Annotated in this window: 22 protein-coding genes; 12 read left to right on the top strand and 10 right to left on the bottom strand. The window is 61.9% G+C overall.

Going from position 1 to position 25,283, the window contains the following annotated elements; translation table 11 throughout:
- The first annotated feature begins 2 nt into the window (after positions 1-2).
- The 7 genes from nuoL to D6201_RS03575 are packed head-to-tail and all read left to right on the top strand — an operon-like array spanning position 3 to position 8,513.
- Entirely contained in the window at positions 3-2,069 is a 2,067-nt protein-coding gene (gene nuoL, locus D6201_RS03605) for an NADH-quinone oxidoreductase subunit L (protein ID WP_120047580.1), read from the top strand.
- Entirely contained in the window at positions 2,069-3,574 is a 1,506-nt protein-coding gene (locus tag D6201_RS03600) for an NADH-quinone oxidoreductase subunit M (protein WP_120047579.1), read from the top strand. The genes nuoL and D6201_RS03600 overlap by 1 nt, the downstream gene beginning before the upstream one ends.
- Complete coding sequence (gene nuoN, locus D6201_RS03595; RefSeq protein ID WP_120047578.1) at positions 3,574-5,037, top strand: NADH-quinone oxidoreductase subunit NuoN; 1,464 nt, start codon at positions 3,574-3,576, stop codon at positions 5,035-5,037. Before D6201_RS03600 ends, nuoN begins: the two co-directional genes overlap by 1 nt.
- A 9-nt stretch (positions 5,038-5,046) precedes the next feature.
- The gene (locus tag D6201_RS03590; RefSeq protein ID WP_120047577.1) at positions 5,047-5,784 is read left to right on the top strand and encodes a biotin--[acetyl-CoA-carboxylase] ligase; all 738 of its coding nucleotides are present in this window, start codon (positions 5,047-5,049) and stop codon (positions 5,782-5,784) included.
- A 3-nt stretch (positions 5,785-5,787) separates the two neighbouring features.
- Positions 5,788-6,567, top strand: a complete 780-nt coding sequence (locus tag D6201_RS03585) for a type III pantothenate kinase (RefSeq protein WP_120047576.1) — start codon at positions 5,788-5,790, stop codon at positions 6,565-6,567.
- Positions 6,564-8,216, top strand: a complete 1,653-nt coding sequence (locus D6201_RS03580) for a ribonuclease J (protein WP_120047574.1) — start codon at positions 6,564-6,566, stop codon at positions 8,214-8,216. Before D6201_RS03585 ends, D6201_RS03580 begins: the two co-directional genes overlap by 4 nt.
- A gap of 6 nt (positions 8,217-8,222) precedes the next feature.
- Positions 8,223-8,513, top strand: a complete 291-nt coding sequence (locus D6201_RS03575) for a DUF1467 family protein (RefSeq protein WP_120047572.1) — start codon at positions 8,223-8,225, stop codon at positions 8,511-8,513.
- Here D6201_RS03575 and D6201_RS03570 read toward each other — a convergent pair.
- Positions 8,510-11,098, bottom strand: coding sequence for an ATPase (locus tag D6201_RS03570; RefSeq protein WP_120047570.1), 2,589 nt, complete (start codon positions 11,096-11,098; stop codon positions 8,510-8,512). The genes D6201_RS03575 and D6201_RS03570 overlap by 4 nt on opposite strands.
- 70 nt (positions 11,099-11,168) lie before the next feature.
- Here D6201_RS03570 and D6201_RS03565 point away from each other — a divergent pair, with 70 nt between their 5' ends.
- From D6201_RS03565 to D6201_RS03550, 4 genes are all read left to right on the top strand, one after another.
- A complete protein-coding gene (locus D6201_RS03565; RefSeq protein ID WP_120049174.1) occupies positions 11,169-11,474 on the top strand; it encodes an Hpt domain-containing protein in 306 nt (101 codons plus the stop codon).
- A 69-nt stretch (positions 11,475-11,543) separates the two neighbouring features.
- Entirely contained in the window at positions 11,544-12,704 is a 1,161-nt protein-coding gene (locus tag D6201_RS03560) for a hypothetical protein (protein WP_133303931.1), read from the top strand.
- A gap of 34 nt (positions 12,705-12,738) precedes the next feature.
- A complete protein-coding gene (locus D6201_RS03555; RefSeq protein WP_120047566.1) occupies positions 12,739-13,509 on the top strand; it encodes a hypothetical protein in 771 nt (256 codons plus the stop codon).
- A gap of 4 nt (positions 13,510-13,513) precedes the next feature.
- Positions 13,514-14,866, top strand: a complete 1,353-nt coding sequence (locus D6201_RS03550; protein WP_120047563.1) for a sensor histidine kinase — start codon at positions 13,514-13,516, stop codon at positions 14,864-14,866.
- Between the two features lie 6 nt (positions 14,867-14,872).
- Here D6201_RS03550 and D6201_RS03545 read toward each other — a convergent pair whose 3' ends face one another.
- Both D6201_RS03545 and gltX read right to left on the bottom strand, forming a co-directional pair.
- A complete protein-coding gene (locus tag D6201_RS03545; protein WP_120047561.1) occupies positions 14,873-16,159 on the bottom strand; it encodes a citrate synthase in 1,287 nt (428 codons plus the stop codon).
- 41 nt (positions 16,160-16,200) lie between these two features.
- Positions 16,201-17,637 carry a glutamate--tRNA ligase gene (gene gltX, locus D6201_RS03540; protein WP_120047559.1) on the bottom strand — a complete coding sequence of 479 codons (1,437 nt, stop codon included), beginning with the start codon at positions 17,635-17,637 and terminating at the stop codon, positions 16,201-16,203.
- Positions 17,638-17,665: 28 nt separating this feature from the next.
- Between gltX and D6201_RS03535 the strand changes: the two genes are divergently transcribed.
- A complete protein-coding gene (locus D6201_RS03535) occupies positions 17,666-19,846 on the top strand; it encodes a ComEC/Rec2 family competence protein (RefSeq protein ID WP_120047557.1) in 2,181 nt (726 codons plus the stop codon).
- Between the two features lie 24 nt (positions 19,847-19,870).
- On the opposite strand, the gene lexA is transcribed toward D6201_RS03535, so the two are convergent.
- The 7 genes from lexA to D6201_RS03500 form a co-directional block, all read right to left on the bottom strand.
- On the bottom strand, positions 19,871-20,536 hold the full coding sequence (gene lexA / locus D6201_RS03530; protein WP_120047555.1) for a transcriptional repressor LexA: 666 nt from the start codon (positions 20,534-20,536) through the stop codon (positions 19,871-19,873).
- 72 nt (positions 20,537-20,608) lie between these two features.
- Positions 20,609-21,805, bottom strand: coding sequence for a molybdopterin molybdotransferase MoeA (locus D6201_RS03525; protein ID WP_242447409.1), 1,197 nt, complete (start codon positions 21,803-21,805; stop codon positions 20,609-20,611).
- The gene (moaC, locus tag D6201_RS03520; RefSeq protein ID WP_120047553.1) at positions 21,802-22,275 is read right to left on the bottom strand and encodes a cyclic pyranopterin monophosphate synthase MoaC; all 474 of its coding nucleotides are present in this window, start codon (positions 22,273-22,275) and stop codon (positions 21,802-21,804) included. Before moaC ends, D6201_RS03525 begins: the two co-directional genes overlap by 4 nt.
- 167 nt (positions 22,276-22,442) lie before the next feature.
- Positions 22,443-22,811, bottom strand: a complete 369-nt coding sequence (locus D6201_RS03515) for a DUF3597 domain-containing protein (RefSeq protein WP_120047551.1) — start codon at positions 22,809-22,811, stop codon at positions 22,443-22,445.
- 82 nt (positions 22,812-22,893) lie between these two features.
- Positions 22,894-23,703 carry an indole-3-glycerol phosphate synthase TrpC gene (gene trpC / locus D6201_RS03510; protein ID WP_120049172.1) on the bottom strand — a complete coding sequence of 270 codons (810 nt, stop codon included), beginning with the start codon at positions 23,701-23,703 and terminating at the stop codon, positions 22,894-22,896.
- Positions 23,679-24,674 (bottom strand): anthranilate phosphoribosyltransferase, encoded by a 996-nt coding sequence (gene trpD, locus D6201_RS03505; protein ID WP_120047549.1) that lies wholly within the window; start codon positions 24,672-24,674, stop codon positions 23,679-23,681. The genes trpC and trpD overlap by 25 nt, the downstream gene beginning before the upstream one ends.
- Complete coding sequence (locus D6201_RS03500; RefSeq protein ID WP_120047547.1) at positions 24,671-25,270, bottom strand: anthranilate synthase component II; 600 nt, start codon at positions 25,268-25,270, stop codon at positions 24,671-24,673. Before D6201_RS03500 ends, trpD begins: the two co-directional genes overlap by 4 nt.
- Positions 25,271-25,283: the final 13 nt, after the last annotated feature.

Raw genomic sequence — 25,283 nt, 5'->3', positions numbered from 1 at the left:
CCTTGGAAACCTCCATCCTCATCATCGTTTTCGCACCCTTGCTGGCGGCCATTGTCGCCGGGCTGGGCGGGCGTGTCATCGGGCATTTCGCCGCCAAGGTGCTGACCACGGGCACGCTCTTCTTGGCTGCGGCCCTGAGCTGGCAGATCTTCCTGAGCTTCCTCGGTGGAGATGCCGAAGCCACTGTCGTCCCCGTCCTCAAATGGGTGCAGTCGGGCGACATGACCTTCGACTGGGCGCTGCGGGTCGATACGCTTACTGCCGTTATGCTGGTGGTGATCAACACCGTCTCCGCGCTCGTCCACCTCTATAGCTGGGGCTATATGGACGAGGACCCGGATCAGAGCCGCTTCTTCGCCTACCTCTCGCTTTTCACCTTCGCCATGCTGATGCTGGTGACGGCGGACAACCTCGTCCAGATGTTCTTCGGGTGGGAAGGCGTCGGCCTTGCCAGCTACCTCCTGATCGGCTTCTGGTTCCGCAAGCCGAGCGCCAACGCCGCCGCGATCAAGGCTTTCGTGGTGAACCGCGTGGGCGACCTTGGCTTCATGCTCGGCATTTTCGGCACTTTTCTGGTGTTCAACACGACGAGCATTCCTGAAATACTGGAAATGGCGCCAGCGATGGAAGGGGCGAGCACGATCGGCTTCCTCGGCATGCGCGCCGATACGATGACGGTGCTGTGCCTGTTGCTGTTCGTCGGCGCGATGGGCAAGTCCGCGCAGCTTGGCCTGCACACCTGGCTGCCCGACGCGATGGAAGGGCCGACGCCCGTATCCGCGCTGATCCACGCTGCCACGATGGTGACCGCGGGCGTTTTCATGATCTGCCGCCTGTCACCCATGTTCGAGGCCGCACCGGCTGCGCTGACCTTCGTGACCGTGATCGGAGCTGCTACTTGCTTCTTTGCCGCGACCATTGGGACGACGCAGTGGGACATCAAGCGCGTTATCGCCTATTCGACCTGCTCGCAGCTCGGCTACATGTTCTTCGCTGCTGGCGTCGGGGCGTATGGCGCGGCGATGTTCCACCTATTCACACACGCCTTCTTTAAGGCGCTGCTGTTCCTCGGTGCCGGCAGTGTCATCCACGCCATGCATCATGAGCAGGACATGCGCTATTATGGCGGGCTGCGGAAAGAGATTCCGGTCACTTTCTGGGCGATGCTGATCGGTACGCTGGCCATTACCGGGGTCGGCATCTATCACCTGCAGGCCGGTTTTGCGGGGTTCTGGTCGAAGGATGCGATCCTTGAGGTCGCTTATGCTGCAGGCACGCCCTTCGCGGATTCGGCCTTCTGGCTCGGGACGGTGGCGGCTCTTCTAACGAGCTTCTACAGCTGGCGCCTGATGTTCCTCACGTTCTGGGGCAAGCCGCGCTGGGCCGAGAGCGAGCATATCCAGCACGCCGTGCATCACGGCCATGACGAGCCGGACGAGCACAATCCGCCACGCCAGGAAGACGCAGGCGAGTTGCACGACCATGCGGTCCCCGCCGCGAGCCATGCCGAAGGCACGGGCGGCTACCACCCACATGAAAGCCCGTGGACGATGCTCGTGCCGCTCGGCGTACTCAGCATCGGCGCGATCTTCGCCGGGCAGATCTTCCATGACGCCTTCCTCAAGGAAGCAGCGTTCTGGAACGATTCCCTCGCGTTCGATCCGGCATTGATGCAGGCGATGACCGAGGTGCCCTATCTGGTGAAATACGCCGCACTCATCGTGATGGTGATCGGCTTCATCGGTGCCTGGTATGCCTACATCCGCAACACGAGTGTGCCAGGCGAGACCGTCAAGCAGCTCGGCCCGATCTACACATTCGTGCATCGCAAATGGCTCTTCGACGAGCTCTACAACGCGATCTTCGTGAAGCCCGCCTTCTGGCTCGGCCGCTTTTTCTGGAAACGCGGCGACGAGGGCACGATCGACCGCTTCGGGCCGAATGGCGCGGCATGGGTCGTGCTGCAGGGTAGCGGCCTCGCGAAGCGTTTCCAGTCCGGCTACCTTACAAGTTACGCCCTGATCATGCTTATCGGTCTTGTCGCCGCCGTCACATGGGTCCTGTTCTGATGGATGGCTTCCCGATCCTGTCCGTCATGCTGGCGGTGCCTTTCGTCGCAGCCATCGTATGCCTGTTCCTCGATGCCGCGCCGGCCCGTATGGTCGCGCTGGTCGCCACGCTGGTCAATCTCGCGCTCGGCGTGGTGCTTTGGCTGACTTACGACATCGGTGGCGCGCAGTGGCAGTTCCAGGAATACCACGACATCTTCGCTGGCTTTGCCTATGCTCTTGGGATCGATGGCATTGCGCTCATGCTGATCATGCTCAGCGTGTTCCTCATGCCGATCTGCATCGGTGCGAGCTGGAGTGCGATCAACAAGCGCGTCGGTGAATACATGGCCGCCTTCCTGCTCATGGAAGTGCTGATGATCGGCGTTTTCGCTGCTCAGGACCTGTTCCTGTTCTACATCTTCTTCGAAGCCGGACTCATCCCGATGTATCTGATCATCGGCGTATGGGGCGGCGACAATCGCATCTATGCGAGTTACAAGTTCTTTCTCTACACGCTGCTTGGCTCCGTGCTGATGCTGATCGCCATGCTGTGGATGGCGAATGCGGCGCAGACCACGTACATCCCGTACCTGATGGAATTCGACTTCGCGGCCGGGGCGCAGACCTGGCTGTGGCTCGCATTCTTCGCCAGCTTCGCGGTGAAAATGCCGATGTGGCCGGTCCATACATGGTTGCCCGATGCGCACGTCCAGGCACCGACGGCCGGGTCCGTCATCCTCGCCGGTGTGCTGCTGAAGCTGGGTGGGTACGGGTTCATCCGTTTCAGCCTGCCGATGTTCCCCGACGCGAGCGCGCAATTCGTCTGGCTGGTCTGGGGCCTCTCCATGGTCGCGGTGGTCGTCACCAGCCTGATCGCCCTCGTCCAGCACGACATGAAGAAGCTGATCGCCTATTCCTCGGTTGCGCACATGGCCATCGTTACCGTCGGCCTGTTCGCCTTCAATGTGCAGGGGCTGGAAGGCGCGATGATGATCATGCTCGGGCACGGGTTGGTCTCGGGCGCGCTGTTCCTTTGCGTCGGCGTGATTTACGATCGGCTGCATACGCGTGAAATCGCGCGCTACGGCGGGCTGAGCATCAACATGCCCGCTTACGCCACGCTGTTCCTGCTGTTCACCATGGCCAGCATCGGCCTTCCGGGGACGAGCAATTTCATCGGCGAATTCCTCGCACTGGCTGGCATCTATCAGATCAATAGCTGGGTCGCCTTTGTCTGCACCACCGGTATCATTCTGGGCGCTGCCTACATGCTTTATCTCTACCGCCGCGTGGCCTTTGGAACGCAGGTCAACGAAGACGCGGCGGCGATGCCGGATCTGACGGCGCGCGAATATCTGCTTCTTGGGCCGATCGCCGCTGCGGTGCTTTGGATGGGTGTCTATCCCGAAAGCTTCCTCGCCCCCATGCGTGCCGACATCGCGCTGCTCGATCAGCGCCTCGCCGAAGCGGCTCCCGATAGTGATGCGCAGCTTGCGCTGGCGCAGGCGAAGGACGCCGAGTGATGGATATCTCGACCGACTTCATCCTGACCGCGCCCGAATTGCTGCTGACGGCGGTAGGTCTCGCCCTCGTCCTCTTGGCGGCATATGGCGGGGACAAGTGGGCGCGTGTCACCAGCATCGCAACCGCGACTGCGCTTGGTGCAGCCTTTGTGATGGCGGCACCCATCGTCTGGCGCGGCGAAGGCGGCGCGGACACGTTGGCCTTCAACGGCCTGTTCCGCGCCGATGCCTTCGCCAGCCTCGCGAAGTTAATGATCTATGGCGGCGCTATCGCAACGCTGATGGTCGCCCCGGGCTTTTTTGAACGCATAGGCAAGCTGAAGACGGAATTTCCGGTCCTCGTCCTGTTCGCGACATTGGGCATGAGCGTGATGGTGTCGGCCAGCGACATGCTGACGCTGTATATGGGCCTCGAACTCAATTCGCTGGCGGCTTACGTGCTGGCAGCGATGTTGCGCGATGACGACCGCTCGGCCGAGGCCGGTTTGAAATATTTCGTCCTGGGTGCGCTCGCATCGGGTATCCTGCTCTTCGGCATGAGCCTGACATACGGCTTCACCGGCACGACCGATTTCGCCGGGATAGCCACCGCGGTTGCGGGCGGCATGAACACCGGCATGTTGTTCGGTTTGATCTTCGTGCTGGCGGGTCTCGCCTTCAAGATCAGCGCCGCGCCGTTCCACATGTGGACGCCGGACGTTTATCAAGGCGCGCCGACGCCGGTGACCATGTTCTTCGCAAGTGCTCCCAAAGTTGCGGCCGTAGCGCTGCTGGCGCGGGTGAGCATGGAAGCCTTCGGCACGCAGGTCGATGCATGGCGACAGGTGGTGATTGCTGCCGCGCTGCTCTCCATCGTAATTGGCGCGTTGGGAGCGATCGGGCAGGAGAACGTAAAGCGCCTGCTCGCCTATTCCTCGATCAACAATGTCGGCTTCATACTCATCGGCCTTGCCGCTGCGACCCCGACCGGCGCGAGTGCGCTTCTGGTCTATCTGGCGATCTACACGGTGATGACGGTGGGCAGCTTTGTTGCTGTCCTGCTGATGCGGGATGCCGAAGGGCGGCAGCTCGAAAGCATTTCCGACCTGGCTGGCCTTTCGACCACGCGCCCGGCTCTTGCGTTGGTTTTGGCGTTTCTAATGTTCAGCCTTGCCGGAATTCCACCGCTCTGGGGCTTCTACGGCAAGTTCGTTGTATTTCAGGCTGCCGTGCAGGCCGACCTTCTGGCGCTCGCCGCCATTGGAATCGCTGCGAGTGTCATCGGTGCGTTCTACTACATCAAGATCGTCAAGATCATGTACTTCGATGCGCCTGCCGACACCGTGAAGGGTGAGGGCGATAAAGCTCATTGGGCGCTGCTATTGGTTTGCGGCGTGCTGGTGTCACCGCTAGGTTACCTGCTCACGCCGTGGCTAAACGACATCGCTGATCGCGCGGCGGCATCGATGATGCTGCCCGTCTAGGCTGCGCGTTTGCGCGAAGTCGTATCCGAGACGGGTAGCACCAACGCTGACCTGCTTGCGCGACTGGCAGGAGATTTCCCGCCGCCCGAAGGCTTCTGGCTGATGGCGGAGCGGCAGACGGCAGGGCGTGGTCGTCTGGCGCGCGAATGGGAAAGCATCCAGGGCAATCTTCACTGCAGCACGCCGGTGCATCTCAAGCCAAGCGACGCGGTGGCATCGACACTGGCCTTCGTCGCGGGGCTTGCCGTGTTCGATACGGTCGAACGAAGTCTGCTCCCGCGCACATCTGTAATGTTGAAATGGCCCAACGACGTACTTGTCCGGGAGGCGAAAATTGCCGGGGTCCTGCTTGAGCGGCAAGGCAATCACGTGTGCGTCGGGATCGGTATCAACGTGTCGTACTCGCCTGAGATTCTCGGGCGCAAGACAACGCATATCGGGTACGAAAACGGAAAATTTGCGAACGGACCGGAATCGGTTCTCGACCTTCTCGAAGACCGCTTTGCCGCACGTCTGGCGGCATGGCGCCAGCAGCCATTATCGCACACGCTGCTGGAGTGGGCGGTGCGGAGCCATCGTTACGATGACCAGCTGCGCGTCACCGACCCGACTGGCGAAAGACTATCAGGCAATTATCGTGGCATCGACCATACCGGCGCATTGCGGATTGCACCGCAAGGGTCCGCCGAACGTGTGCTACACGCTGGCGACGTGATGCTTGGCTGGCGTGAGAGCGAGGAGGACTGATCAATGCTGCTGGCAATCGATGTGGGCAATACCAATGTCGTTTTCGCTCTTTTCGATGGAGCGGACATCCGCGCGCGCTGGCGTATTGCCACGGATGGTCGCCGAACTGGGGATGAGTATGCGACATGGCTGCTCCAACTGCTTGCCATCGAGGGGATCGAGAGAAGCGCCGTTAGTCGCATCATATTCGCTAGCGTCGTGCCGCGCGCGGATCACAATCTCACCGTCCTTGCGACCAAGTATTTCGGCATCGAACCGCTGATTGCCGGGCAGGGCGACGCCGCCTGGGACTTCGAGATCGATGTAGAGCAACCCAATACGCTCGGCGCGGACCGAGCGCTCAATTGCATTGCGGCGCACCGGTTTTGGGGTGGAGACCTGATCGTCGTGGATTTTGGAACGGCGACGAAATTCGAAGCGGTTGATTACAATGGCGCATATAAGGGCGGCATTATCGCGCCCGGCATCAATCTTTCGCTGGATGCCCTGGTCGGCAAAACCGCAAAGCTACCGAGAATTGCAATCGCCGCGCCAGAAACCGAAAGCGTCATCGGGCGTAATACCGAAGACCAGATGCTGATCGGCGTCTTCTGGGGCTATGTCGCCATGATGGAAGGGCTGATTGGCCGCATGAAATCGCAGATCGGCCGTCCGGTGAAAGTCGTCGCGACCGGCGGTCTGGCCATATTGTTCGACGAGAAAACCGACATCTTCGATATCGTCGATGCCGATCTCACCATCCGCGGCCTGCAATTGCTGGCAGACCGCGCAGGAGCGTCATGAAAAAGGATTACACCCCGCAGGACGAACTGCTTTTCCTCGCGCTTGGCGGCAGCGGGGAGATCGGCATGAACGTCAATCTCTATGGCTGTCAGGGCAAATGGCTCATGGTCGATCTCGGCATGAGTTTCGGCGCCAATGAGTATCCGGGAACGGAACTGATGTTCGCCGACCCCGAGTTTATCGAGGAGCGCGCTGACGATCTGCTGGCGATCGTCCTGACGCACGCGCATGAGGATCATATCGGCGCGATCCCCTATTTCGCGGCAGAACTGGATGTACCGCTCTACGCCACGCCCTTCACCGCAGACCTTATCCGGCGGAAGTTGGATGAGGCAGGCTTGACGGACCGGATTGAATTGAATGTGATCGACGAGGATCACGGCAGCTTCGACATCGGCGCTTTCAACGTCACCTATATCCCCCTCGCGCACTCGATTGCCGAGGGTAATGCGCTGCTCATCGACACGCCGCACGGCCGGATTTTCCACACCGGGGACTGGAAGCTGGATGACGAGCCGATCATCGGCGAGCCTGCTACCGAGGAGGAGCTGGCGGAGATCGGCGATGAGGGCGTTCTGGCGCTTGTTTGCGACTCCACGAACGTCTTCAACCCGGTACCTTCGGGTAGCGAGGGTGCAGTCCATCGCGGGCTGCTGGAAGAGGTGCAGAAACACGCGGGCAAGCGCGTGCTCGTTACCACCTTTGCGTCGAACGTCGCCCGATTGCAGACGCTGGGCGATGTTGCACGCGAGACAGGCCGCGAATTGTGCGTCGCCGGGCGTTCACTGGACCGCATCATCGAAGTTGCGAAGGCCAATGGCTACCTCGCCGACTTTCCGCCGACGGTGAACTGGGATGCGGCGATGCAATTGCCGCGCGGCAATGTGATGATCCTTGCTACTGGAGGGCAGGGTGAACCTCGGGCGGCGCTCAGTCGGATCGCCGAGGGCAACCACCCACTCTCTCTTGATGAGGGCGACGTCGTCCTTTTCTCCAGCCGCCAGATTCCGGGCAACGAGCTCTCCATTGGGCGTGTGCAAAACATGTTGTCCGAGCGGGGCGTCGTCATGGTGACCGATCGTCAAAGCGAAATCCATGTCTCTGGACATCCCGGGCGGCCGGAGCTCGAGGCGCTCTATGGCTGGCTGCGGCCTGAGATACTCGTCCCAGTGCATGGAGAGATGCGACACATGCAGGAACAGGCTCGCCTCGGCAGTGCGAATGGCATTGCGCACAATGTCGTGCAGAAGAATGGCGACATCATCCGCCTCGCGCCTGGCGCGCCGGAAAAGCTCGCCGAGATCCATACGGGCCGCCTCGTGCTCGACGGGGATATCATCGTTCCGGCGAATGGCGATGCGGTCACCATGCGGCGGCGGTTGTCGCGCGATGGCATGCTGATCGTTATCCTCGATAGAGAAGGCGGCGTGCAGATCGATGGTATCGGCCTGCCGCTCGACGAGGACTATTCGGACTTCGTGGAAGAGGCGAAGGCCGATGTCGTGAAGGCGCTCGTCCGGCTGCGGAAAGGCAGGCGGGACGATCCTGAGGCGATCCACGAGGCGGCCAGGCTGGCCGCTCGTCGAGCTGCGCACCGCTGGTCGGGCAAAAAGCCGCAAACGCGCGTTATTACCTGCGGAGCATCATAGACGCCGATGGAGATCACGTCCGTCATCGCAATCTATGCGCTGTTCTGGGTCATGAGCGCATTCCTGCTGCTGCCATTCGGCATTCAGACCGCGGACGAAGTCGGCGCGAAAAAAGTGCCGGGTCAGGCCGATAGCGCACCAGCCAATTTCAAGCCGGGAAGAGTGGCTATCCGCGCCACGTTCGTCGCGGCGGTGCTATGTGCCGTGTATATAGCGAATTACGTGCAGGGCTGGATCACGGTCGACGATATCAATATCTTCGGCACCCCGGCTGGTTACGAAACGCCGACCAGCTAACTGCGAAGCCTGTCGATGGCTTGCGCGAGTGCCACGTAAAGCTTGCCCATGTCACTCGAAAGCAGCGTTACCGCGATGGCGTTCCCGTCGCGCGTCGCGAGCACTTCCCGAAGCATTGCCTCGAAATCGTGGATGTAGCGATTGACCGTCTCGCGAAATTCGAAGTCCTCGCCGTAGACCTCGATGACGCTGCGCGCCTCCTGCCGGTTGAGCAGCCTGACTGCACGGCGCGTGAAAATGCCGCGATCTCCGCGCAGGTAATTTGCCCATTGCGTATCGGAAACCTCGGTGTCGAACGCCTTGGCGATATCGATCGAAGATGAATTGAGCGCTTCGGTAATCAATGCCATGCGCTTGGTGAAATCGCTGTCGACCTGCTCTTCCGCTCGCTCCCGCGCATAGGCGACGCGCTGCTCCAGGCTGCCGGCAAGATCATTCACCGAGGCAAGTTCTTCCCGCAATGCCGTCGTCGTCTCGCGACCACGCTCCACGGTTTGCGCAACAGCCTCTTCCAGTTCGGCGATAGCTTCGGCTGCATTGACACGGATAGCATCGGCGACCCGCTCGCGGCTTTGCTCCGCGATGCGCCCGGCAATCTCGTCGAGCACTTCGCGCTGATCCTCCCGCAACGATTGCAGAGCCTCGGAATTGGCGCCGCTCAGCGCATCCAGCGCTTCACGCAATTCCCGCCCGGTGCGTTCGGCCAAGCGATCGCTTTCGGTAGCTACAGTCAGCAAGTGCTCTTCCATCGACTGCAGGACGCCGATCGATGCCGCCCCACGCTCCTGGGCGACAGTAAGATGCTCGGCGAGTGTCTGCCCATGGGAGCTGGCGGTTTCGATCAGATCGTGCAGCCTGCGCGACTCCTCGCCGAAACTCTGCAAGCGTGTTTCGGCCTGGCCGACGGCGTCCGACAGGGCGCCCTGCGAGTGATCCGCGCTTGACCGGATAATTTCGAGAAGCCGCACACTATCGTCCGTAAGCCCGGCGATCGCCGAACTACTGTCGTCCAGCAAAGCTCGGCTTCTTTCCAGTCGCTCGCTAAACACAGCCGCCGTGTCGTCCAGCTCTTCGCGGGTCGTGGTGCCCTGCGCAGCAAGGCGCTGAATGTCTGCGTCGATTGCGGACACACGATGGGCAAGCCCTTCACTACGCTCGGTCAGCTGTGCGACGAGGGATTCGTAATTCTCGCGGCGCTCGATCAAGCGTCCGTCGAGCCCGGCAAGCCGCTGTTCGAATGCGGCGACCTCCTCATCCTGTGCAGCAATCGCGTCTTCACGCCGGCGTGCCATATCGGCATCGAAGGCGGCAAGACTGCCGGCGATTCGATCATCGACCTGCGCCGCTTCTTGCGACAGAGCGGCAAGGCGTGTGCGAGCGCTGTGGAGCGAGCTTTCGTCCACTCGCGCGATTTCTGCGATCGCGTCGGTCATTCGGCTTTGGAGGGCGGCAACCGCTGTTTCCCAAGCGGCAACCGCTTCCTCTCGACCCGCTCCCATATCGGCCAGCAATTGCTCGCCTTCGCTTGTCAAAACTGCGAGCCGTTCGCGCATCGCGGTCAGAGCCGTATCTTCGCTTTCGCGCTGGGCGGCGTCGCGCGCAGCCAACGCGTCGGCGAGCTGATCGGCACGCTCCTGTATTGCGGCAAGCGCCGTCTCTTCCGAGTCGACCAGCTCGGTCCGGAACCGCTCGCTGACTTCGAGCAATTTGCCAAAGCGCGCCTGCGTGCTCTCGCCGAGTGCGCTGACCTGTGCATCGAAGGCAGAGAGCGTGGCGGTGACCTTCTGGCCGATGCGCTCGACATGTCGTTCGCCCGCTTCGCCGAACTGATTGAGCTTGTCGAAACCATCGACCATGGCCTCGATCTGACTGTGAGCGACATTCCCGGCATTGCCGATCTGATTGCTCATATCCCGTGCCGCGCTCGAAAGAACAGGCAGCTGGTCGCGCAGATGCTCCATATTCGAAACGGCATTGTCGCTCACCGTGCCGAGCGTCTCTACCCGCTCGCCATTGTCCCGGATAAGCTCGTGCAGCCGATCGGCATTGGTCGAAAGTCGCTCCGCCGCCACACGGCCGAGCGACTCCAGATCGCGCGATTGCGAAGCGATGAAATCGCGCGCAAGGCTCAGTTCGCGGTTTACGACCTTGAGGCGCGTTTCGAGCTGTGCCGATTCCATCGAGAGCATCCTGGCAACGTCATTGAACCGCGATGCTTCGCGCCGACTGGTGCGCATCGCCAAAAGCCAAAGACCAATGACGAGCAGAGCGGGCATCGACCATGTCGCGATCCATTGGCTCCATTGCTGCGCAGACGCGCCGGACAGCATGTCACCGTGATGCACCCAGAGGAAAAATGCGGACCACGCGGAAATCGCGAGCACCGCCAAGGTCGGCACAAACCACGCCGCCCTACGTCGGACAGGCTCCTCCTCCTCAAAAAAGACCTCGTCCTCGTCAAAGGTCTCGACGAGGGTTTCCTCCTCCAGACCCTCTTCCGCGTGCTCGTCATCGCGGCCGAAAGTGGGTTCGATGGGCTCGTTGGCCTCGTCCTGCGAGGGCACGAAATTGCGACGGCGTGTCATGGCAGGACATTATCACAGGCCCATCGCCATGAAACCCCGTCTTAACGCGTTGTCCGCCACGAAGACCGCCATGGCTTATGCGAGGGGTGATTTCGAGATGGCACTGTCCGCCGCCGCCGGAGACGATCCGGCGATACTGGCGGATTTGCGCGCCGCATTTACCGATAGTCTGCTCAACCAAATCGATTTGTTGAGCCGCGCCCGGTGCGATGCGAACTGGCAGGTCGCGGCAGAGCGGCTGAAGGGGCTCGGAGCCAGCTTCCATATCGGAGAGCTTGTGAAGCTCGCCGAAGAAGCGATCGAAGGCGCGCCCGGAGACCCGGCTGTTCTCCACAAGCTCGTAAACTTGCGTGATCGCTTCATTCCGACAGGCTGAACGTCACGCTTGGCAGGGTGATGGCGCGGCTCTACCGTCGCGGCATAGACGTTTCGCCTGGAGGACGCATTGCGGGCCGCGCTCATTATCTTGGATGTGCTGGAAGACGGCAGCGTGCCTGAAATCGCAGGTAAAACTATCGCGGAACGCCAGCTGCTCTTCGCGCGTGAGGCTGGCTGCGAGGCGATTATCGCATTTGGCGGCGGCGGCTCCCCGACTGCGATCGCCCTGCGCCACGCGGCGGAACGATATGGTCTGCGATATCAGTCGATTACGAGCGCGCATGCGCTTGCCGGATCGATCGGCAGCGGAGACACTCTTCTGGTGCTGCAGCCGGACTTACTTCCGGAGGCGCGGCAAGGGCTCGAACTGATCCAGGCGGAAGGGCAGCGCGTTCTTATCCTATCCGCCGGACCGGGCGTCGCCGGAGGTTTCGAGCGCATTGATCTTGATCGCGCCTGGGCGGGAGTTCTTACCATCCCAGGCAATGCGCTTGGCCGCCTGACGGCGTTGCCAGAGGATGCGGCCCCGCACGCGGCGCTCTTGCGCATCGCCTTGCAGCAGCGTCTGCCTGAGGCGCGCCTGGCGGACGATCTGCTCAATGACGGGCGCTGGTCGGTCATTGCCGATGGAGAAATGGCGCGACTACGAGAGGGGACTTGGTTCCGCACGCATTTGCCGGCGGCGGTACCGACAATGCCATCTCGCTGGCTGGCCCGGGAACTGATCGCCAAAGCTGGCGTCTGGCTCGTGCAGCGCCGTGGAAGTCGATTTATTAGCGGCACGCTCTTCGGATTGCTCACCGCTGGCGGCGTCGCAGCGGCATGGTTAGAAATGCCGATCTTGGCGTTTGCGCTTATCGCTCTCGGTGTGCCGGTGGGTGAAGCCTTTCTCGCCCTGTCGCGCCTTGCGGTCGCCCCATTCGGGAAGATCGCGCGCCTTCCCAAGCTGCGCTATCTGAGCGATATCGCGCTTTTCGTTACAGGCGTTCTTGTCATTGACAGTCTCGCCCATCGCACATTTTTTCCGCCTCTGGTGCTCGCTGCGAGCTTGCTACTGCTTGACCGTGACCGCCTGCCGCAGCCATTCGCTCCGCTTCGTGATCGCGGGGTCATGGCTGGCTTCCTGGCTCTGCTCTCGACAATTATTGCACCCGAAACGTCCATCATCGCCGTCGGCGCATGTGCGCTTCTGGCGAATGTGGCTGTCGGCGCGATAAAACGCGGATAACGCCGAATTAACGCTGATCGAGTAAGAACCCCGCATGAGCGAGCGTCGCACATCAGGAGACCAACTGCACGATGACGCCATCAATGCGTCGAATGCGAGCGTAACCACGCTGGCAGCGTCGCGTTCTGCCGTGCGCGACCTCGCCTCAATGCCGGACCGCTCTTTATGCAATGACGAACTGGTCGCCAGAGTGGCGGGCATGAAGGCGTCACTTATCAGCGAAGCTTCGGAACTGGAATGGAGAGCCGGACTTCACGATTTCCTGCATGCCATGGCCTTCGAAGGACAGCTCATAGAGCGACTTCGGGAGGGATCTCATATCGATAGTGAAACGCCGCCGCTTCTGACGGAACGGGCGGCAATGACTGACGACAACATCGCTGCGGCCGCCAGCGATGCTCTTCTGGCCCAACGGCAATTTGTTCGAGAGCAGCGGGCGATGACGATTGCGATAGCCGAAGTACCCTACGACTTGGTTGCGAGCGATGGCCATGAGTCCGCTGACGAAGATGATGCAGTGCCGCTTTCGCGTCTGCAAATCTTGGCCGAAATCGCCGAAACCCTAGACACCGAGGCATTGGCCTATCTCGATCTCCGCAATGCCGGTGTATCGCTCTTCGCCTCGGCGCTCGCCATTGCGACCGATACCTCGCGAGAAGAAGTGCTATTTGCCATGGCTGATAGCCAGACTACGCAATTGTTGGCTCTGCTGGAGAGCGCTGGTCTTTCGAGCGACGACGCATTGGAGCAGCTCAACTTGCTTCACCCGGATCGTGCATACATGAACATCGGCGAGGCTGGCTAACGCCGTGTCGGAGGGGAAGCTCATCACGGCGCGGGCGCGAACGGATGCGCAAGATCGCTTGATCGAGGCCGAGGAGCCGCTCGCCGCGTTCCACCAGCGGGCTGGTGGAGAAATACCAGGTCCGATCGTCACCCCGGCCTTGCTCGATCTCGTGAGGAGAGCTCGCGCCAGTGGCAAGCGCATGTCTCGAGCAATCAGGGCGCAGGACACTCTCGAACAGATCAGCGCGTGGGCCGAAGTCGTTCCGGGAAAAGTGGGGACGGTCATCAATATCAGCGCATGGGACGCGCTGGACAACTCCGACGTCGCAGATGCGGGCAGGGATGGGCGTGTCGCGCTCGTCAGGCACCTGGCTGGATTGACGGCACGGCTCGATAATGACCAGTCCCTGATCACGGTCGACTGGGTTGCGCCCGATTTGGATGCACTCGGCGAGGCGATGATGGCGGGAGCAGGCAAGCCGTGGACGGATTTCGCTCGACCAGAGGGAGATGCGCAGCGGCAACCGCTACACTGGCGCTTGCTGGATGGCGCGAAAATTCAGGTCGAAGGATCGGATCGCGACTGGGTGGCGCAGCTTCTGCCCCTTCCGGCAGGCCGCACCGGATTCGAACTCTATCTTGTTCCGGATCGTCCGCTTGCCCATCAACGAAACGAACCCGGCATGAGGCGTGAGCGGCTAGCCGGCATCGGCCGCGAAATCGCGCCTGTCCTGCGCAAGCCGGTAAGCCGGATCATCGCGAATGCCGAAACGATCCGCACTCAGCTGGCCGGTCCGCTGGCCGATGAATATAGCAATTACGCGGCAGACATAGCTTCGGCGGGCGAGCATCTGTTGGCGCTGATTGACGATCTGACCACGCTGGAAGTCGTCGACGATCAGGACTTCGCCCCCGCGCCCGACCAGATCGATCTGGCCGATGTCGCTCGCCGCGCAGCCGGCATATTGGGTGTACGAGCGAAAGAGCGGCGCATAACGCTTGTCTCACCGGCTGACGGCGCAAGCGCGCCTGCGATCGGAGAGTTTCGCCGCACATTGCAGGTCCTGCTGAACCTCGTCGGCAATGCCGTGCGATATTCGCCCGAAGGCGCGACCGTGACGATCGCGGCTAGGACGGTCGATGGAAAGGCTCGCATTACCGTCGCCGATGAAGGCGAGGGTTTGAGCGAGGAAGAGCAAAAGCGGGCATTCGCCAAATTCGAACGTCTGGGCCGTCAGGGCGACGGCGGTTCGGGCCTGGGCCTCTACATTTCGCGCCGATTGGCCGAAGCGATGGACGGCAGTCTGACGGTCGAGAGCGCGAAGGGGCAGGGTGCCCGCTTCACGCTCGAATTACCGTCCGATCCAAGCGCCTGACGGGCCTTAGCGCTTGTCGACGGGCACGTAATCGCGCTGCGTCGGGCCCGTGTAGAGCTGGCGTGGGCGACCGATCACCTGGCCGGGATCGGAAATCATCTCGTTCCACTGCGCGACCCAGCCAACCGTGCGGGCAAGGGCGAAAAGCGCGGTGAACATGGTGGTCGGGAAACCGATCGCTGAAAGAATGATGCCGGAATAGAAATCGACGTTCGGGAACAGCTTCTTTTCCTGGAAATACGGATCGTTCAGCGCGATCTCTTCCAGTTGCAAAGCGGTCTCGAACACCGGATCCTTGACTTGAAGCGCATCGAACACCTCGCGCACGGTTTTCTGCATGACCGTCGCCCGCGGATCGTAATTCTTGTACACCCGGTGGCCGAAACCCATCAGGCGGAACGGATCGTTCTTGTCCTTAGCGCGCTCGATGTAATGCGGAATTTTGTCGGGCGTACCGATCTCTCGCAGCATGTTGAGGGCCGCTTCATTCGCACCGCCATGCGCCGGACCCCAAAGGCAGGCAATCCCGGCTGCGATGCAGGCGAAGGGGTTCGCCCCAGATGAACCGGCAAGCCGAACGGTGGATGTCGATGCGTTCTGTTCGTGATCGGCATGGAGGATGAAGATCCGGTCCATCGCTTTCTCGACAGCCGGTATGACCTCGTATTCCTCGGCGGGTACGCCGAACGTCATGCGCAGAAAATTGCCCGTGTAGCTCAGATCGTTCTGCGGCTGCATGAAAGGCTGGCCGACAGCGTATTTGTACGCCCAGGCGGCGATTGTCGGCATCTTGGCAATCAGGCGGTGCGAACTGATCTTGCGATGCTCGGGATCGGAAATGTCGGTGCTGTCGTGATAGAACGCGCTCAAGGCACCGACAACGCCGCACATGATCGCCATCGGATGCGCGTCGCGGCGGAAGCCTTGATAGAACTGGCGCAGCTGATCGTGCAGCATCGTGTGGCGCGTGATGGTGAATGTGAAGTCGTCGAGCTCATCCTGACCGGGAAGCTCGCCATTCAGCAGCAGATAGCTGACTTCCATGAAGCTGGAATGCTCTGCCAGCTGGCCAATCGGATAGCCGCGATGCAGCAGGACGCCTTCATTACCGTCGATGAATGTCAGCGCGCTTTCGCAGCTGGCGGTCGATTTGTAGCCGGGATCGAAGGTAAAGCGCCCGGTCTTGCCGTAGAGCTTGCGGATGTCGATGACGTCCGGCCCGCAGCTGCCTTCGAGCGTCGGAAAATCGAAATTGTCGCCGCCGACTGCCAAATCTGCCTGCTTGTCCGCCAAGAGGGGTCTCCTTCAAATGGTCCTGTTCGCCCGGGCCGCCGTCAGGCTGCCACCTGCGCGTCGATCCGCGCGAGGCTTTCCTCCCTGCCTAGGAGGACGAGCACGTCGAAAATTCCGGGCGATGTGGTTTGCCCTGTAAGCGCCGCGCGAAGCGGCTGCGCGAGTTTGCCGAGACCGAGGTCCAACTCCTCCGCATAGGTCTTCAGAGTGGCCTCCAGCGCCTCGATTGTCCAGTCTGTTTCCGCCGCAAATCTGTTCGAGATGGACGAAAGGCGGCTTCGCGCCTCGTCATCGAGCAATCCGGCAGCTTTTTCCGTCATCTCCAGCGGGCGCTGCTTGAAGAGGAATGCCGCGCCATCGGCCAATTCGTTCAAATCCCGCGCCCGTGTTTTCAAGACCGGCATCGCTTCGGCCAACAGCGCCTCGTCCGCATCCGGGCCGATCCGCTTCACCGTAAGAGCCGCAAGCCGCTCATCTTCTGCCGCTCGGATATAATGCCCATTCATGTTGAGCAGCTTCTTCATGTCGAAACGGCTCGGTCCCTTGCCGACATCCGCGATGTCGAAAAGCGCGATGGCTTCCTCGCGGCTGAATTCTTCCTGGTCGCCGTGCCCCCATCCGAGGCGCAGCAGATAATTGAAGAGCGCTTCGGGCAGAATTCCGAGCTCATCGCGATAGGCATCGACCCCCATGGCGCCGTGTCGTTTCGACAGCTTTGCACCATCATTCCCGTGGATGAGTGGCACATGCGCGTAAGTCGGTCTGTCCCAACCATCTTCGATACCCTGCATGGCATCGATGACCTGTATCTGGCGAAAGGCGTTGTTCAGATGGTCGTCGCCGCGGATGATGTGCGTGCAGCCCATGTCCATGTCGTCCACCACGACGGCGAGCATGTAAGTCGGTGTACCGTCGGCGCGCAGCAGGATGAAATCGTCGATCTCGCGATTGTCGACCTTCACGCGGCCTTGCACCGCATCCTCGATCACCGTTTCGCCGCCCTCGGGGGTCTTAATGCGCACGGTGAAGGGAGCGTCGGCCGGCGCTTCCGAGGCATCGCGATCGCGCCAGCGTCCGTCATAGCGCATCGGTTGCTTCGCGGCACGCTGCGCATTGCGCATCTCCGCAAGTTCTTCAGGCGTCGCGAAGCATTTATAGGCCTTGCCCGCCTCCACCAGTTTCATGGCGACCTCGGCGTGACGCTCCGCGCGTTCGCTCTGGAAAACAGGCTCCTCGTCGAACTCGAGGCCAAGCCAGTCGAGCCCGTCGAGAATGACGTCAATCGCTTCCTGGGTAGAGCGTTTCTTATCCGTATCTTCGATACGAAGCAGCGCCTTGCCGCCTTCGTGCCGGGCGTACAGCCAGCTGAATAGGCCGGTACGAGCATTGCCGATGTGCAGAAAACCGGTCGGGCTGGGCGCAAAGCGCGTCACCACCTGCCGCTTTTCACCGCCATTGCCGCCATCCGAACTTGCCATAAGCGCCCGTTTCCTGTCCTCTATCAACATGGCAACGCGGCAGCCGCCACTGGTTCCGCTGGGGGAAGACGAGGGCGATGCTGCGGTGCGGCAGACGCCTTGGCGAAAGCGTATGTCTTTGTCCAGCATGGCGGACGGGGCGGAGGCGTTTCTCGGCCGCGCGGGGTTCGATCGCGGTCCGTGGATGGCTGTTGCGCTCGCATCCGGTATCGGCGCGTGGTTCGTCCTGCCGGACGCGGCATCCTGGATAGCGGGCATCGCATTCGGCATGCTACTTTCGCTGGGAAGCTATGCACGCTGGAAAGGCCGCGTGGACAGAACCGCGCTGGTCATGGCGATCACCGTCGTCTCGCTGCTTTTCGCATTCGGGATAGGGTTGATCTGGGCACGCTCGTCCCTGGTCGGTGCAGAAGCGATCGAGCGGCCCGTTTTCGAGACGGTCGAGGGTCGGGTACTGGAGCGCATCGAGCAGCCGTCGCAGGACCGGGTTCGCCTTGTGATGGCGGTACGTGATCCCGAAACCGGCGCTGCGCACAAGATCCGGGTGAACGTCCCCTTGGAAAACGCGACGTCGGACATGGCCGAGGGCTCGGTCGTCCGCGCGCAGGTTCGCCTGATGCCGCCCGCGCCCCCTATGCTTCCGGGCGGCTACAATTTCGCTCGTACTGCGTGGTTCGATGGACTTGCCGCGACGGGCAGCGTGCAGGGGGAAATCGAGGTGTTATCGAGCGGAGCGGGGGATGAGGGTCTTATCGCGCAATTGCAGCGGCGCCTGTCCGCGCATGTTCGGTCCAATCTCGATGGCTCGGCAGGCAACATCGCCGCTGCCTTCGCCAGCGGAGACCGCGGGGCCATCAGCGAAGCCGACGAAGACGCAATGCGCGATGCGGGCCTGACCCATTTGCTGTCGATCAGCGGGCTGCATGTAAGCGCGGTGATCGCGGCTGCATACGTGCTCGCTATAAAGCTGCTTGCGCTCTGGCCGTGGCTGGTGCTGCGCGTGCGGCTGCCAGTGCTGGCGGCGGGTGTCGCGGCGCTGGCGGGGATCGGCTACACGCTGCTGACGGGTGCGGAGGTGCCAACGGTCCGCAGTTGCATCGGCGCGGTGCTGGTATTGATTGCTTTGGCTTTGGGTCGTGAGCCTTTGTCGATGCGGATGGTGGCCGTGGCCGCGATGGCGGTCATGCTGGTCTGGCCGGAAAGCCTGGTCGGCCCCAGTTTTCAAATGAGTTTCAGCGCGGTCATCGCCATCGTGGCGCTGAGCAATGCGGCGCCGGTCAAGCGCTTCATGGCGCCACGCGACGAGCCGTGGCTGGTGCGGATGGCGCGCGCGACGACGATGTTGCTGGTGACGGGCTTCGTCATCGAGATCGCGCTGATGCCGATCGTGCTCTACCATTTCCATCGGGCTGGCGTTTACGGTGCGCTTGCGAACGTTATCGCGATTCCACTTGTTACTTTCGTTTCGATGCCGCTGATTGCAATTGCCCTTGTCTTGGACATCGTCGGGCTCGGAATGCCGGCATGGTGGCTGGCTGGCCAATCGCTCGATGCGCTCGTCGCTATCGCGCATTTCACCTCTGCGCAGCCTGGGGCGGTCAAGCTTTTCCCGCAGATGACGCTCGGCACGATCGCGCTTTTTGTCACAGGCGGGCTTTGGCTAGCACTATGGCGAGGGCCGGCGCGCCTGCTCGGACTGCTACCGGCGGCATTCGCTACGGCGCTACTGCTCGCCACACCTGTCCCGGACGTACTGATCTCCAGCGATGGACGCCATGTCGGCGTGACCGGAGAGGATGAGCGACTGCTTGTCCTGAGAGACACGCGCAGCAATTATACTAAAGACAATCTGCTGGAACTCGCCGGCGTGGAAGGCGAACCTGTTCCCATGACCGAGTGGCCCGGCGCCCGATGCAGCCGCGATTTCTGCACCATAGCGCTGAAACGAGGCGGACGCGAATATCACATCCTCATGAGCCGCAGTCGCGATATCGTTACGGAGAGAGCGCTTGCGGCGGCTTGCGAGCGATCCGACATCGTCGTGTCGGACCGATGGCTACCAAGAAGCTGCGAGCCACGCTGGCTGAAAGCGGACAGACGCATGCTGGAGCGGACCGGCGGCCTTTCCATCGTGCTCGACGAGCCGAAGATCACGACAGTCGTGGAGCGTGAGGGCGACCATGGCTGGTGGCGCGGGCGGCGCGATTGACGCAGCCGCCCTGCGCGTTTCAGATCAATGGTAGCGGCGCAGCAATCCTGCCAGCTTGCCCTGAACTTCTACCTGACTATCGGCGTAGACCTGCGGATCGTAGCTGGCATTCGCCGGATCGAGCCGGATCTGCCCGCCATCGTGAAACAGGTATTTCAGCGTGGCTTCCTCGCCATTGACGAGCGCGACCACGATGTCGCCATCGCGGGCCGTGTCCGCCTTCTTCACGAGGGCAAAGTCGCCATCGAAAATGCCGGCTTCGATCATCGAATCGCCGGAGACTTCCAGCGCATAATGCTCACCCGATCCCAGCAACGCTGCGGGCACCGGTAACGTCTGACTGTCCTCGAGCGCCTCAATGGGGACGCCTGCGGCGATCCGACCATGCAAGGGGATTTCGACGACATCGTTCGCCGGACCCGGACGCCCCGCCGGCGGCGTCGTGGCCTTTGCAACGGGATCGTTCCCGACCGCGCTTTCGGGCATCTTAACAACCTCGAGTGCACGTGCGCGGTTGGCGAGGCGGCGGATGAAACCACGCTCTTCCAGGGCTGAAATGAGACGGTGCACGCCCGACTTGCTGCGCAGGTCGAGCGCTTCCTTCATTTCCTCGAAACTGGGCGAGATGCCGGTTTCCTCAAGCCGCCTATGGATGAAAAGCAGCAATTCGTGTTGCTTAGCCGTGAGCATCGGAACGGTTCCTTCCGCAATGTTCCACTTCGGGAACGAATAAGGAACAATTATGAAACAGATTCGCGCAAGTCAAGCGTTGCCGCCATATTGGAGCGGATATACCGTTATGATATCGCCAGGCATGGCTTCATCGGCATCTACGTCGCGGCGGATCAGGGCATTGGCGCGCGCGAGCGTTCGGAGCGCGCTGCTGTCGCGCTGCATGAAGGCGCGCACGCCATCGGCCTCCATGCGACCGCGCAACAGCTCGGTTCGCGTTCCGCCGCCGGGTAGCGGCACGATGGTGGGCAGGTGAAGCGCGTGCGGAAGCGGCGATCCGGCACCGGCGAGGCGCCTCAGAAGCGGCAGAAGGAACAGGAACGCTGTGACGTAAGCGGACACCGGATTTCCCGGCAGGCCGAGCACGATCTGGTAGCCCTTCTGCGCGACCATCAGCGGTTTGCCGGGGCGCATGGCCACGCGCCGGAAGTCGATCTCGGCGCCCCACGCTTCCAGCGCGGGTCGGACGAGATCGTGATCGCCAACAGATGCTCCGCCGCTTGTCACGATGACATCGGCGCTTTCAGCCATGGCGAAAGCTCCGAGCAGGGCGTCCATACGGTCCGCGACCGGCCCGATGCGCTCACACCGGCTGACGAAGGGAGCGCTCATTGCGGCGAGCATGACGCCGTTACTGGCGGGCAGTTGGTGCGTCTCTGCCATGCCGGGATCGGCAACGAGCTCGTTGCCTGCATCGATTACGCAAAGGGACGGCAGTTTGCCGACTTCGACCTGCGAATGCCCCGCCGCCGTAGCCAAAGCGATTTGCGCGGGGCCAAGGCGTTCGCCTGGGCCGACCAGAATGTCGCCATCTTCGAAGTCGAAGCCTGCCCGTCGGATGTAGCGATCTGTAGGCTTACCGTCATCCAAAAGGCGCAGGTCGTCATCGTAGCGCTCGGCGTCTTCCTGGATCAGCACCGCTCCGCCGCCGTCCGGGATGAGTGCGCCGGTCGAGATGCGAACCGCCTCACCAACTGCGATCGATCCCGTGAAGGGGGCGCCGCCCTTGCTTTCGCCGATCACACGCCAAGGACCGGAAAGGTCGTCCGAGGCCACTGCATAGCCATCCATGGCGGAGAGGTCTGCGGCGGGCTGGCTCCGCTGTGCCACCAGCGGCTTTGCGAGATAGCGGCCCTTCGCCTCGCTTACCGGCATGCTCTCGGAATTGAGCGGTTCAGCCATGTCCAGCAGCCGCGCCTGTGCATCGTCGAGAGGCAGCAGGCTCACGTCCCGGCGTGCCAATCGCCGCTTTTGCCGCCGGTCTTGGCGAGCAGGCGGACACCTTCGATCACCATGCCCTTCTCCAACGCCTTGGCCATGTCGTAGACAGTGAGCAGCGCGACGGTTGCTGCCGTCAGCGCCTCCATTTCGACACCGGTGCGACCGGTCAGGGACGCTGTGGACGTCACACGCAGGCCATCGTCCTCGAAAGCGAAGTCGACGCTCACAGCGTCGAGCGCGAGGGGGTGGCAGAGCGGGATGAGCTCCCCGGTGCGCTTGGCCGCCATGATCCCTGCGATCCGGGCGACGCTGAGCACATCGCCCTTCGGGCCGCTGCCATCGCGCAGGGCGGCCCGCGTGTTGGCCAGCATCACGATCCGGCCCGTCGCCGTCGCGGAGCGCGCCGTTTCGGGCTTCCCGCCGACATCGACCATGTGCGCCGCGCCGCTTGCATCGAGGTGCGAGAGGTCAGCCATGTGATGCATTTTCTGCAAGGGTGTGACAGGTGTGACAGTGTCCTGAAACAGAAAAGCGCCCCGCCGAGCCAAAGGGGCATGGGAGGCGCTTTTCCATTGCGTGGGGGGCAAACGCGAAGGTCATTTCCAACCCTTGCCACAAGCCCGAATGGTAGGACAGTCCCGCGTCAGTCCCGCAGGCTGGGCGGCACGCGGCCGCCATGTTCGGCCAGCTTGTTCATGACTTGCTTGTGCAGCCAGATATTCTCTTCGGCGGTGCCGGAATAATCCTTGTCGCCCAGTTCGTGTGCCAGTTCCTTGCGGTTCTGATAGCTGGGATCGAGGCCGACCAGTTTCATCAAGTCGACGATCGATGTGCGCCAGTTGAGCTTGTCCGAACCGGGCATGTTGTCGAGGCGCTGTTCCACATCGACTTCGCTTACGGTCTTGGTTTCGCGGTTGAAGCCCGAAGTCGCGGCCTTGGGCGCGTCGGCCTTCTTTTCGTCCTTGTCGTCGTCGCCGAAAATGGCGTTCTTGATGCTGCTGAAAATACCCATCGCATTCCCCTTCCTTGGATCGGGCCGGGATTGGCCGTGCATCGAAAGAACGCAGCAATTGCCGAAAGGTTGTGAGAAAACTCTAGCCGAGAAGCAGCGCGCGCGTTGCGGCCTCGATATCGTCCTGACGCATTAGGCCTTCTCCCACCAGGAACGTGCACACACCGGCCTTGGCGAGCCGCTGGCAATCGGCATGGGTATCGATGCCGCTTTCGCCGACCAGCAATGTTCCTACCGGCACCAGCGGGGCGAGACGTTCGGTGGTGGCGAGATCGGTTTCGAACGTGCGCAGATCCCGATTGTTCACTCCGATCAGGCGCGATTTCAGGTGCCTGGCAGCACGTTCCAGCTCGGCTTCGTCATGCACCTCGACCAGCACATCCATACCGCGTTCCATCGCAGCAGCCTCGATCTCGATCATCAGCGCATCGTCTAGCGCGGCGACAATGATGAGAATGGCGTCGGCTCCGATGGCGCGGCTTTCGGCAATTTGCCAGGGATCGATCATGAAGTCCTTGCGCAGCACCGGCAAACCGCAGCTGGCGCGCGCATCCATCAGGTAATCTTCGTGGCCTTGAAAATACAGCGCGTCCGTCAGCACGGAGAGGCAGGCTGCACCGCCATCGGAATAGGCCATTGCGTGCTGGCGTGGTCTGAAATCGGCCCGGATCAGGCCTTTACTGGGGCTCGCTTTCTTGATTTCGGCAATGAGAGCGAAGCCGGTTTCGGCCTTTTCCTCCAGCGCGCGGCGAAAACCGCGGGGGGCGGAAGCATCGGCAGCAATGCGGTCCAGATCGTTTAGCGTCTTTGCGCCCTTGCGGATGCGGACTTCCTCGCGCTTGGTGGCGCAGATTTCTTCCAGCTTGTTCACTTCGCAGCCGCTATCCAGCATTCGAGCAGCGCCTTGGCGAGGCCCTTGTCGATGGCTTCGGCAGCTTCCTCGACGCCTTCGGACCAGCAATCGACTTCGCCCGCCACCAGCAGCGCGCCCGCAGCATTGAACAGCACCGCATCGCGATATGGGCCGGGCGCACCCATCAGCAGCGCCTCGAGAGCTTTCGCATTGTGAACCGCATCGTCCCCACGGATCGCTTCGACCGGCGCATGCGGCAGACCGACATCGCCGGCATCGACGCGGCGCATGCGCACTTCGCGTCCCCGCACGTCGGCCACTTCGTTTCCCTCGTCGAGGCTGAGTTCGTCCAGCCCCTCATCGCCAGATACGATGAACGTGCGCTCCGTGCCGAGCCGCGCCATCGCATCGGCATAGATCGGCACGTAAGCGGGTCGCGCAATGCCGATGAGCTGGCGGCGCACCTTCGCCGGGTTCGAAAGCGGACCCATCAGGTTGAAGATCGTGCGCTTGGCGAGTTTCTGGCGGATGGGCTGGATGCGGGCCATCGCCGGGTGATGGTTCTTGGCGAAGAGAAAGCAGATGCCGATTTCGGCGAGTGTCTTCTCGGCGGTGCGTCCGACCGCGTCCATGTCGAGGCCCAGCGCCTCCAGCGTGTCCGCCGCGCCCGCTTTGCTGCTCGCCGCGCGATTGCCGTGTTTTGCGACCGGGACACCACATGCCGCGACGACGAGCGAGACGGCGGTGCTGACATTGAGCGTGTGGTGCCCGTCACCACCCGTGCCGCAGACGTCGATGGCGTTTTCCGGCGCTTCGATGGGGATCAAGCGTTTGCGCATCGCGAAGGCGGCGCCGGCGATTTCCTCCGCTCGTTCGCCGCGATCGGACAATTCGGAAAGGAAACGGGCGATTTCCTCCTCGCTGGGCTTGCCATCGAGCATGTCGCCAAAGGCGCGCTCGGCATCCTTCTCGGTCAGCGGAATGTCGGTTGGGGGAAGAACGTCGCTCATGCCGGGACTTTCGCGTCGATGCCGCAGATGCGGAGAAAATTGGCGAGCAGAGCGTGGCCATGCTCGGTAGCGATGCTCTCGGGATGGAATTGCACGCCGTGGATCGGCCGGCTCTCATGCCGGAACCCCATGACGCTCTTGCCATCCAGCCCCGGCGTTTCGCTGGTGGCGTTGACCTTCAGGCACGCGGGAATGTCCTCGACGATCAAGGAGTGATAGCGCGTCGCGGTAAAGGGGGAGGGCAGATCGACGAAAACGCCCGTGCCGTCATGCTCCACCGGGCTCGTCTTCCCATGCATCAGCCCGCCTCGGGCAACGGTTCCGCCGAAGTGCTGGCCGATCGCCTGATGGCCCAAGCAAACGCCGAGCAATGGCGTCGCGCTGTCGGCACAGGCGGCCACAAGATCGAGGGAAACACCGGCCTCGTTCGGCGTGCAGGGGCCGGGCGAAATGAGAATGCCCTTCGCGCCCTTCGCAAGCGCCTGCGACGCCGAAAGCGCATCGTTCCGCACGACCTCGACCTTTGCGCCCAGCTCCATCAGGTAGTGGACGAGGTTGAAAGTGAAGCTGTCGTAATTGTCGATGACGAGGATCATGGGCGGTGCTTTG

It is taken from the genome of Aurantiacibacter aquimixticola (assembly GCF_003605475.1).
Classification (GTDB): Bacteria; Pseudomonadota; Alphaproteobacteria; order Sphingomonadales; family Sphingomonadaceae; genus Alteraurantiacibacter; species Alteraurantiacibacter aquimixticola_B.
This window is presented reverse-complemented; position numbering and strand designations above follow the sequence as displayed.